The sequence below is a fragment of the Halobacillus sp. BBL2006 genome, assembly GCF_000786645.1.
In the GTDB taxonomy this organism is placed as follows: Bacteria; Bacillota; Bacilli; order Bacillales; family Halobacillaceae; genus Halobacillus.
Genome location: NZ_JRNX01000010.1, coordinates 1 through 10,389 on the forward strand (window position 1 = coordinate 1; position 10,389 = coordinate 10,389).

Consider the following 10,389-nt stretch of genomic DNA (forward strand, 5'->3'; position numbering starts at 1 on the left):
CGATTTTATCTGTTGTGCCCACAATTACTGGGGCTTTGCATTTCTCTGCTGTTTTCAGGATAGATTCAAGCCAGATCAATCCATTCATATTGAATTGCGGAACAGCATACCTTTTTTCAAATGCATCATCTAAAATATTATACATCTCATCACCCTACTCCATGGTTAACTTTCACAGGTTTTCCACTTTCGTATGATTCTCTGGCAGCCTGTGCGATTCTCTGGGCCATAATACCGTCTTTAAATACCACTTCCGTTTCTCTATCGTTGACAATACTATCTACAAAGTCCTCAGTTTCCCGTATGAACGAGTCATTATATCTTTCAAGGAAAAAGTGTAGCGGCTGATCCATTTCCACTGTATCCGAATGGAAATACTTCAAATTTGTTGCCGTTTCATTATCTGCCACTAGGGCACCTCCATTGCCGAACACTTCAATACGCTGATCATACCCATATACAGCTTCCCTGCTATTATCGATTACTCCAAGTGCCCCGTTTTCGAATGTTAACGTAATAACAGCCGTATCAATGTCATTCTTTTCGGCTATAGCAGGGTTAACCAGGTTTGTTCCTTTCGCGTATACTTCCACTACTTCAGAACCTACTAAATACCTCGCCATATCAAAATCATGAATACTCATATCCATGAACAACCCGCCGGACGTTTCAATATAATCCAGGTGCGGGGGGTTAGGGTCTCTGGAAGTAATCTTCAGTACGTGGACGTCCCCAACCTTGCCACTTCCTACTCTACTTTGCATTTCCTTGAAGTTCCTGTCAAAACGCCGGTTGAATCCGACTTGGAATTTCACCCGTGCTCTTTTAATTTCTTGATATGCCTCAAGCGTTTCCGAATCATCGAAACTGATCGGCTTTTCACAGAATACGTGTTTGTTGGACTTTGCTGCCATTTTAATCAGGTCAGAGTGTGTGCTAGTGGGTGAGCAGATGAACACGGTGTTAATCTCTTCATCTTCAAAAATATCGTTATAATCTTCGGTTATCGTTTCAACCCCACTATCCTTAAACCACTCTTGTAATTGGTCAGCAAACAGGTCAGAAACCATTTTTAACCGTACGTTCGGATTTACCTTTAAATTATTGATGTGTAATTTACCAATTCTACCTGCGCCAATAACGCCTGCTACGACTTTGCTCATAAAGACAACTTCCTTTCTGTAATTAAGCTAATACCAATGGGGAGAATATGATGTACATGGCTACAACAGTTAAAAGGATAATTGCTCCCACCCATTTGGAATGTTTCCATGGAGTTAAATCTACTTTATTCGTATACTTTTCAAATTCGAAGTCTACTTTATCAGGCTTCCATGAACTGAATATGTACAAGATTGCAATATCAAGCAGGAACAATACACTCCATACATACAGGTAATGGATATCTGCAAGAAGTACCTTCGATAAACTATAGGTGATTACATGGAAGATAAATGTAAGTTTCGCACCTAGTGCTGATGTTTTCTTCGAGAAAAACCCGACTAAAATAATTGCAAGTAGAGGCATGTTATATAATCCATTGAATTCCTGTATTACTGCAAACAGCCCTTGTGGAAATAAAGAGATCATCGGGGCAATTACGATAACAATAATTCCCACCACAATGGTTAGAATTCTACCCATTTTTGCGATTTGACGGTTATTCGCTTGTTTATTGATAACAGGTTTATAAAAGTCAAGACTGAACAGTGTTACAGTTGCATTCAGGGCACCAATGAAAGAGCTCATGATTGCTCCAAACACCACGGCACCGAATATTCCATAAGCCCATTTTGGCAGTACCTCAGCAAGGAGAGTCGGGTATGCCATATCCATTTGCATCTCACCGCCAAAGAGGTTGAAAGCGATGATGCCCGGAATTACCAGGAAGAAAATTCCAAATATTTTAAAGAAACCTACAAGCATGGTACCTTTCTGAGCTTCCTTTAAGTTCTTGGCAGCTAAAGCTTTTTGGACGATCATCTGATTGGTACACCAGAAATACAGATTATTAAAAAACATTCCAAAGAAAAGTGTCGGCCAAGGAACAATTTCTGAATCTACAGCTCCCCATGCATTCAACTTATCAGAAGATTCAGACACAAGACGGTCTACTCCGTTTATAAAACTGCTTTCACCTAATGCAATAAGACCTAAAATCGTAATAGAAAGTCCGCCTACAATCAGACCAATTCCATAAATGGAATCACTATTCGCTACCAGCGACAGTCCACCGACAAATAAATAGAGAACACCTATAATCCCTATAAATGTAGCGACGATTACCACAGCTGTCATCGAAGAGACTCCGAGAGCTCCTTCAATATTGAACAAGTCATTAAAAATTAACGACCCTGAATATAATACAACCGGCATAAAACTGACCGTGTATGTAAACATAAATAGAATAGATACAATCCTTTTTGTCATAGTGTCATATCTAACTTCAATAAAATCAGATATTGTGTTTACCCCGTATTTTAAATACTTTGGAAGGAAAACCCAAGCGAGCATGACAATTGCTATAGAAGCTGTGACTTCCCAAGCCATCACTTCTACTCCGGCTACATAACTTTGCCCGTTCTGACCGACGAGATGTTCTGTTGATAGGTTTGTCATAACAATAGACATTCCAACAGTCGTTCCTACCAGCGAACGCCCCCCTAAAAAATATCCTTCTGAATCATGGGTATCCACGTTTCTACTTCTGTAATAAGCGTAAAGGTAAATAGCCAATAAAATGGCTGCGAAACTAAAAATAGCAAACCAATTCATATTCCTTCCCCTTTTGTTCTAGATTAAACTGTCGATATAACGTTTCGCTTTTAACGAATACTCGAATGCATTGCATATACTAGGATCCTGTTCAGCTTCGACAACAACCCACCCATGATAATTGTTCGTTATTAAATAATCCATGATCGGCTTAAAATCAATAAATCCATCACCCGGTACAGTAAAAGCGCCTTTCTTTACGCCGGTAAGAAAACTGTCTTTCTTATCGATTACTTCACTGGCAATCTCTTTTCTGATGTCTTTGAAATGGACATGCTTGATTCTATCAAAATATTTATCCAATATATAAAGAGGGTCTTCACCAGAGAAAACGAGATGCCCGGTGTCGTACAGCAAACTGACTTTTTCGGGATCTGTTTCTTCCATAAGTCTATCGATTTCCTCAGTTGTCTGGACACTGGTTCCCATATGGTGGTGATAGACTAATGTCATCCCTTTTTCATTAGCCAGTTCCCCTAGTTTCTTCAGCCCCGAAGTGAATCGCTTCCATTCTTCCTCAGTAAAAGTCGGTTTTTGATCGAACAGCGGGGTATCCATCTGCCCCTGAATGCTGTTCCCTTGTTCAGACACTACAATCACTTCCGCTCCCATCGCATGGAGAAAGTCTCTGTGTTCAAGGAAAGCTTTTTTTACTTCTTCAAAATTCTGAGTTATCAAGAAGGCACTGAACCAGGCACTTGCAACTTCCAACCCTCTGATCTCCAGGTATTTTTTTAAAGTTTCTGGGTCTTTCGGATATTTGTTACCAATTTCCGTTCCTTTATATCCCGCCAGTGCCATTTCACTGATGCATTGTTCAAAGGAATTCTCTGCTCCCAATTCAGGCATGTCATCATTCGTCCAGGCAATAGGGGCGCAGCCCAACTTAATATTGTCCATTTTCTAATCACCCTTCGTATTTAAGTTCTACCAGGTTCTCCTCATCGAAGGACTTTTGGCATGCAAGCGCGACTTCTGTACTTCTTAACCCGTCTTCAGCTGAAACTCCCGGTTTCGTCTGTTCACGAATGCATCTAACAAAATCCTTGATTTCATCCACATAGGCCTCCCTGAAACGTTCCGGAAAGCTTTGAGATGTTGGTCTGACCACCCCATTATTATTAAAGACGGTTACTTTGTTTTTATCAGGGGTTGCAGCAATCCGGGCCATCCCTTTGGTACCGATAACTTCTGTTTCAACGTGGTACCCGTGGCTGGCTGTACGTCCTCCCACCAAAAAAGCGGTTACATTATTTTCAAGTTGCATGGTCACGGTACCAATTTCCACTTCATTCAATTCATCCAGTTCAGGAGCTGCTTTGTTATTGCCCGTTGCCCAAACTTTTTTGATTTCAGAATTGGTAAACCAGCGAATAACGTCGATGTCGTGGACACTCATATCCAGATAAATGCCGCCGCTTGGGCTCTTTTTAGCAAATTTTACAAAGCTGTCCAGTCCGGCAATCGGATCGATTCCATAAGAACGAATAATGGAAATATCACCAATCTCTCCGTTATCGATCATTTCTTTCGTATATAAATAATCGGCGTCATATCTACGCATAAATCCTAAGTGGAATATCCGGTCACTTTGGTCGATTACCTGACATGTACGCTTAATATCTTCAACATCCAAACCAATCGGTTTCTCGCAGAACACATGGAGGTTATGCTCCAGAGCCATTTGAATATGTTCGGTATGAAAACCGGAAGGCGTCACAATACACACGGCGTCTAATTCTTTATTTTTAACCATCTCTTCATACTGTGTATATGCATAAGGAACATCATATCTGTGCTGTACTTCCTTATTGACTTCTTCATCCAAATTGGAAATGGCCGTCAACTCTGCATGCTTCATGTTGTAAATATTGTCCGCATGGACCAGGCCTAGACGGCCTAATCCAGCGACACCAATTTTAATTGTTCTCATTTATCTCACTCTTTTTCTCTTAATATTGTTTAGCCTTGGTTCTCATGCTAACCACTTCTTTTACTTTGTCCATGACGTTTTCATTAGCGGAATGTTCCGAGATCCCAACATTCCAGAAGCTCTCATAACCATCTGTCATCGTCTTGGGCAATACTTTTATATCAATCAATGTGGAATTTTCACTTTGTTGTGCTTGCTTGATCGCCTCTTCCAGTTCCTGATCATTTTTGGCTCTGAATGTATCAAAGCCATAACCTTCTGCTACTTTCGCATAATCCACGGTAAGAATACTGCCATCAGATTTGGTGAATTCTGTACAGTAGCTGTCACTCCCGTGCCCCATTTGAAGGTTATTAATGCATCCATAACCAGAGTTGTCAAAGAGTACGATATTCAGCTTGTATCCATATTGAAGAGCGGTCACCATTTCTGTATGAAGCATTAAGAAGCTTCCATCCCCAACCATGCTATAGACCTCTTTATCCGGATGGGCTATTTTTACGCCTAAAGCGCCCGCTATTTCATAACCCATCGTTGAGTAGCCGTATTCGACATGGTAGGTGTTTTCCACGGTTGGATTCCACAACCGGTGCATGTCCCCTGGCAGAGAACCAGCAGAAGTGACAACGTAACTGGAAGGATCGATCAAATTATTTACTTTAATCAATGCATTAGTCTGAGGATAAGTTGTTTCTAATGCATTGGCATAATCCTTGAGTTTTTCGTGGCCGAAAGCATCACTGATTTCCGGTGTATAAGCTTCATTATCGAAATCAACGATTATTTCGCCTAATCTCTTTCGTTCGTCCAGCCATTCATTTTTGTAGCTTTCCAGCTGTTTACCAAATTCGCTTTCATAACCGTTCAACAGATCATCAAGACGTTCAACGGTTGCTTTCGCATCGCCCACCAGCTGTATGGCATCCATCTTATACGTTTGCATCCTGCTGACATTAATATTAATGAATGTCGACTCATCAAAATTGAATGCTGTTTTGGAAGAGGAAGTGAAATCGGTATACCTTGTACCAATACCAATGATTAAGTCAGCTTCTTTAGCAGCCTTGTTTGCAGCCAAGGTTCCAGTGACTCCAAGCCCTCCCATATTATATGGATGATCAGAAGATACAGTGGATTTCCCTGCCTGTGTTTCGGCAAGCGCCACTTTGTACTTTTGTGAAAAATTAGCGATTTCTTTGCCTGCCAGGGAGTACTTCGCTCCGCCGCCTACAACAATAAGCGGTTTCTTCGAGGTACGGATCGCTTCCTTCGCTCGTTCTAGTGCTGCTTCAGATGGTACGACACGATCAACGTAATGAATTCTTTTTCGGAAGAAGGACTCCTCATATTCAAACGACTCACCTTCCACATCCTGGGCAATTGATAGCGTGACAGGACCAGCAGTTTCAGGATTCGTCATTACTTCAAAAGCGCGCAGTAGCGCTGACATCAGCTGTTCAGGTCTTTCAACCCTATCCCAGTAACGGGATACAGGCTGCAGAGCGTCATTAGTGGTGATTCTATGGCTGTGCAGCTGTTCAATCTGCTGCAACACCGGATCAGGCTGACGAGTTGCAAACGTGTCACCTGGCAGGAATAGAACTGGCAGGTTATTAGCTAATGCCGTCGCACTGGCTGTTACTAGGTTTGCGGAGCCAGGTCCTACAGAAGAAGTGACAGCAAAGATTTTTCTTCTGAAGTTTTCTTTTGAAAAAGCTACAGCAGCGTGCGCCATACCTTGCTCATTCTTACCTTGAATGACTTTCAGATCTCCCGCATTCTCCTGGAGAGCCTGACCGAGTCCAAGCACGTTTCCATGACCGAAAATGTTAAAAACTCCTTCGACAAACGGAGATTCCTCACCATCGAAATGGATATACTGATTATTCAAAAACTTCACAAGTGCCTGTGAAGTAGTTAATTTGATTTTTTTTGACATGAAAACTCACCCTTCATGACTATTCATTAAGTTTTCAATGTCTGCGACTGTTGGCATCGCATCTGATGAGCTATGCTTAGATACCACGATAGAAGCAGCTGCGCTGCCATACTGTAATGCTTCTTTAATGCTTTTATCGTTTTTCATCGCATAAATGAAACCAGAGGCAAAAGAGTCGCCTGCACCGAACGTTTTTAACACTTTGGTTTTGTAAATGGTACCTTCAATAACTTCCCCATCATCGGTGAAAGCTCTTGATCCCTTTACGCCATGTTTGACGATAATCAAGTGTGCGGAGTGTTCCAAGAGCTGTTTTACCGTTTCTTCATCGGTGTTACTTTCCCCATTTTCCATCACGTCGAATTCATCTCTTGTGCCAATGACGATATCCGCCATTCTTGCAACCGCTGTCATATAAACAGCAGTCTCGTCTTTGCTTTTCCATGTATAAGGGCGATAATCCAACTCAAAAATTACTTCAACACCATTTCTTTTAGCCACATCAACCGCATGCAGCGCCGCTTCTCTTGATGGAGACTGACTCAAAGATGTACCGGAAACAAGGAGTGTGTTGGCACTTTTAATATAGTCGTCATCAAAGTCCGAAACGCTTAAATAAAGGTCCGCTACATTGTCACGATACATTAAGATGCTACACTCTTCCGGGCTCTTGATTTCCGTGAAGGTAAGACCAATTTTCCTGCCTTCTGTATCTTTCTTAACGTATTGCGTGTCCACTCCTGATTCATTCATATAATCTACTACGAAGTTACCATGCTGGTCATCAGATACTTTCGCGATCATCCCGACATTCAATCCCAGTTTAGAAGTTCCAATTGCTATATTTACAGGTGATCCTCCAACATATTTGGTAAAAGTCATCGATTCTTCCATTGGACGATTATATTCTGTGGCATTTAAATCAATAGCTGCTCTGCCAAATGTTATTAAGTCCAGTTTTTTCATCATTAACCCCTCTCTAAAATCCATTCGTGGTCTTTATCATTATGAAACTTCCATTTCCTCTTTGGCCCAGCCATAACATTTAGATAGTAAAGGTCATACCCATCCGGGACTCCTACCGGGTGATAGCCTTTCGGTACAGAAACACAATCCTGGTTCTCGACAGCCATCGTTTCATCTAAGGCACGATCATCGGTATATACTCTCTGAAATACAAATCCTTGTTCTGGATTCACTTCATGATAGTAGGTTTCCTCCAGCATCGATTCTTCAGGGAGATTATCTTGGTCATGTTTGTGTGGGGGATAGCTCGAAAAGTTTCCACTGTCTGTATACACCTCTACTACCAAAAGATTTTCAGGGATATCTACATAATCAGGCAATATATTGTGGACAAGTCTTTGATTGGAGTACTTCCCCCGTTCTTCAATATCATTGTCTGCCGCACGAATTACTTTCGTGTCCAATACTTTAGTAGAGTTTGAGTAACATAGAGCCAGTTTTGCATGTTTGTTAGATTTGACTTTAAAGTTTTTGGTGGAAGGTACATAAATGCTATCTGTCGGCTTTTTGTCAAAAACGGATTCTCTAGTCCCCAGGTCTGAGTAAGTTTCCCCATCGACATCGGCGTCCACATTTCCTGTCAGTACAACAGCACACAGTTCCGTACTATCAAGATTTTCTTCGTACTCAGCACCTTCTTCCATTTCAATTACTTTAAATTGCACATATTCAAGTCCTGTGTTTGATTTGTTCAAATCTTGAATTAAAGTTACCCCTTCGGATAACTTTAATTCTCTTCTTTTATATAATAGATCAGCCACTATTAACCCTCCTCAGAAAATTCTGGTTCCTGATAACGCGCTGTCACAACTTTTTTTCTTGTGTAAAACTCTACACCATCTTTTCCATTAGCATGAAGGGAACCAAAGAAGGAAGATTTCCAGCCGGAGAACGGAAAGATTGCCATTGGAGCAGGTACTCCCAGGTTGATCCCCAACATGCCTGCATCGATATTTTCACGGAAATAACGTACACTTGAAGCACTGTCCGTGAACAGGCAGGCACCATTTGCAAATTCTGATTGATTGGCGACTTTAATACCATCTTTCAAATCTTTCACCTTGACAATGGACAGGACAGGTGCAAAGATTTCATCTTTCCAAATCTTCATATCTGTTTTAACATCTTCAAAAATAGTCGGTCCTACAAAATAGCCTTCGTTGGAACAATTCTCACGCCCGTCAAGAAGAAGATTGGCACCTTCTTTTTCACCTTCTTCAATGTATTGGATGGTGCGATCTTTATTTTCTTCTCTAATCACGGGGCCAAGGAATACGCCTTCATCCAGTCCGTTGCCCATTTTGATGTTTTCCGTTTCCGTCTTAAGTTTCTGAATGAAATCATCATAGATACCTTCCTGAACAGTTATGACTGCTGCTGCCATGCAACGTTCACCAGCAGAACCGAATGCTGCACCGATCACTTCTTTAACTGCCTGATCCACTTTAGCGTCGTCGAGTACAATCGTATGGTTTTTGGCTCCAGTAAGTGCCTGGACGCGCTTAAGGTTGTCTGTACCTTTCTTGTAGACATATTCACCAACTGGTTTTGAACCTACAAAGGAGATAGCTTTGATATGTTCATTATCAAGAATTCCATTTACCACATCATGTGCTCCGTTTACGACATTGAATACACCATTCGGCAAACCGGCAGCTTCCAGCAGCTCAACAATTTTTTCAATGAGTAGTGGAGTTTTTTCTGATGGCTTCAATACAAATGTATTACCTGTCGCAATTGCCATCGGGAACATCCAGCAAGGGACCATCATTGGAAAGTTGAACGGAGTAATACCGCCGACAACACCGACAGGGTAACGGTAGTTGGTACCTTCGATATCAGTTGCAATGGAAGGCAAGGAATCTCCCATCATAAGACTTGGTGCTCCAGCAGCGAATTCTACATTTTCAATACCCCGCTGTACTTCACCAAGTGCCTCATTCAGGCTCTTTCCATTTTCTTTCGTAATAATTTCCGCAAGCTCTTCTTTATTGTCGATCAACACTTGTTGAAACTTGAATAGAATACGAGCACGCTTAGGAACAGCGACGTTTTTCCATTCATGGAAGGTATCTTCAGCAACCTGAGCAGCTTGATTTAATTCCTCTTTAGTAGAAAGCGGAACTTGAGCCATGACTTCTTTAGTAGCGGGATTATAGACATCAATTGTTTCAGTACTTTTACTTTCGACCCATTCACCATTGATATAATTTTTAAGTATCTTAGTTTCTGGCATTTTACATCCTCCTCGATTAATCGTTTTCAGAAAAGTGATTAAGTTATGAATAAAGATTATCAATCAATCACATAATAGTCAAGTGTTAAATATATTTTGATCAACTTTTGATAATTTTTTATGTTTATTTGATGATATATGCAATGAATTGTGCTACAATATAGCTACAAATAACGGATATTCCACCATATGCTTTGGACATATGGTGGGAAGCGGAAAATAATAGGGGGATGGTCCTTCATGAAGGTTAAACGAATTAACCAAATTGAAGAATATTTAAAAGACAAACACGAGGCATCGTTGGAAGAGTTGAAAGAACACTTCAAAGTATCTCTAAACACAATCAGAAGAGATATCAATGAATTAGCTAAATCTTCAACTATAAAGAAGGTATATGGAGGGGTTGTTTACAACAAAAATAAATCGGTTACAAAAGACTATGAGGATCGAAACATTAGCCAACTAAAAGAGAAAAGAAAA

10 protein-coding genes are annotated in these 10,389 nt (G+C 40.9%); 1 reads left to right on the top strand and 9 read right to left on the bottom strand.

The genetic code is table 11. The features are described 5' to 3' along the window. From LD39_RS23850 to LD39_RS00280, 9 genes are all read right to left on the bottom strand, one after another. Positions 1-145 (bottom strand): class II fructose-bisphosphate aldolase (locus LD39_RS23850; RefSeq protein ID WP_197061367.1); only part of this gene is annotated, 145 nt, incomplete at its 3' end. A 4-nt stretch (positions 146-149) separates the two neighbouring features. After that, positions 150-1,163 (bottom strand): inositol 2-dehydrogenase, encoded by a 1,014-nt coding sequence (iolG, locus tag LD39_RS00245; RefSeq protein WP_035541544.1) that lies wholly within the window; start codon positions 1,161-1,163, stop codon positions 150-152. 22 nt (positions 1,164-1,185) lie between these two features. After that, positions 1,186-2,775 (bottom strand): solute:sodium symporter family transporter, encoded by a 1,590-nt coding sequence (locus tag LD39_RS00250; RefSeq protein ID WP_035541547.1) that lies wholly within the window; start codon positions 2,773-2,775, stop codon positions 1,186-1,188. 18 nt (positions 2,776-2,793) lie between these two features. Next, positions 2,794-3,675 (bottom strand): myo-inosose-2 dehydratase, encoded by an 882-nt coding sequence (iolE, locus tag LD39_RS00255; protein WP_035541549.1) that lies wholly within the window; start codon positions 3,673-3,675, stop codon positions 2,794-2,796. Between the two features lie 7 nt (positions 3,676-3,682). Continuing rightward, positions 3,683-4,708: a Gfo/Idh/MocA family oxidoreductase gene (locus LD39_RS00260; RefSeq protein ID WP_035541552.1), complete on the bottom strand. Its 1,026-nt coding sequence runs from the start codon at positions 4,706-4,708 to the stop codon at positions 3,683-3,685. A gap of 19 nt (positions 4,709-4,727) precedes the next feature. Continuing rightward, a complete protein-coding gene (gene iolD / locus LD39_RS00265) occupies positions 4,728-6,647 on the bottom strand; it encodes a 3D-(3,5/4)-trihydroxycyclohexane-1,2-dione acylhydrolase (decyclizing) (protein ID WP_035541554.1) in 1,920 nt (639 codons plus the stop codon). 6 nt (positions 6,648-6,653) lie between these two features. After that, a complete protein-coding gene (gene iolC / locus LD39_RS00270; RefSeq protein ID WP_035541556.1) occupies positions 6,654-7,616 on the bottom strand; it encodes a 5-dehydro-2-deoxygluconokinase in 963 nt (320 codons plus the stop codon). Next, on the bottom strand, positions 7,616-8,434 hold the full coding sequence (gene iolB, locus LD39_RS00275) for a 5-deoxy-glucuronate isomerase (protein ID WP_035541559.1): 819 nt from the start codon (positions 8,432-8,434) through the stop codon (positions 7,616-7,618). The genes iolC and iolB overlap by 1 nt, the downstream gene beginning before the upstream one ends. A 2-nt stretch (positions 8,435-8,436) precedes the next feature. After that, entirely contained in the window at positions 8,437-9,909 is a 1,473-nt protein-coding gene (locus tag LD39_RS00280) for a CoA-acylating methylmalonate-semialdehyde dehydrogenase (RefSeq protein WP_035541562.1), read from the bottom strand. A 240-nt stretch (positions 9,910-10,149) separates the two neighbouring features. On the opposite strand from LD39_RS00280, the gene LD39_RS00285 reads away from it, so the two are divergent. After that, a partial coding sequence (locus LD39_RS00285; protein WP_035541565.1) for a DeoR family transcriptional regulator occupies positions 10,150-10,389 on the top strand: 240 nt, incomplete at its 3' end.

What these genes read in the sequence shown, in the direction of transcription:
- iolE (WP_035541549.1), bottom strand. Translation starts at nt 3,675, where the DNA reads ATGGACAATATTAAGTTGGGCTGCGCCCCTATTGCCTGGACGAATGAT.
- LD39_RS00260 (WP_035541552.1), bottom strand. Translation starts at nt 4,708, where the DNA reads ATGAGAACAATTAAAATTGGTGTCGCTGGATTAGGCCGTCTAGGCCTG.
- iolD (WP_035541554.1), bottom strand. Translation starts at nt 6,647, where the DNA reads ATGTCAAAAAAAATCAAATTAACTACTTCACAGGCACTTGTGAAGTTT.
- LD39_RS00250 (WP_035541547.1), bottom strand. Translation starts at nt 2,775, where the DNA reads ATGAATTGGTTTGCTATTTTTAGTTTCGCAGCCATTTTATTGGCTATT.
- iolG (WP_035541544.1), bottom strand. Translation starts at nt 1,163, where the DNA reads ATGAGCAAAGTCGTAGCAGGCGTTATTGGCGCAGGTAGAATTGGTAAA.
- LD39_RS00280 (WP_035541562.1), bottom strand. Translation starts at nt 9,909, where the DNA reads ATGCCAGAAACTAAGATACTTAAAAATTATATCAATGGTGAATGGGTC.
- iolC (WP_035541556.1), bottom strand. Translation starts at nt 7,616, where the DNA reads ATGATGAAAAAACTGGACTTAATAACATTTGGCAGAGCAGCTATTGAT.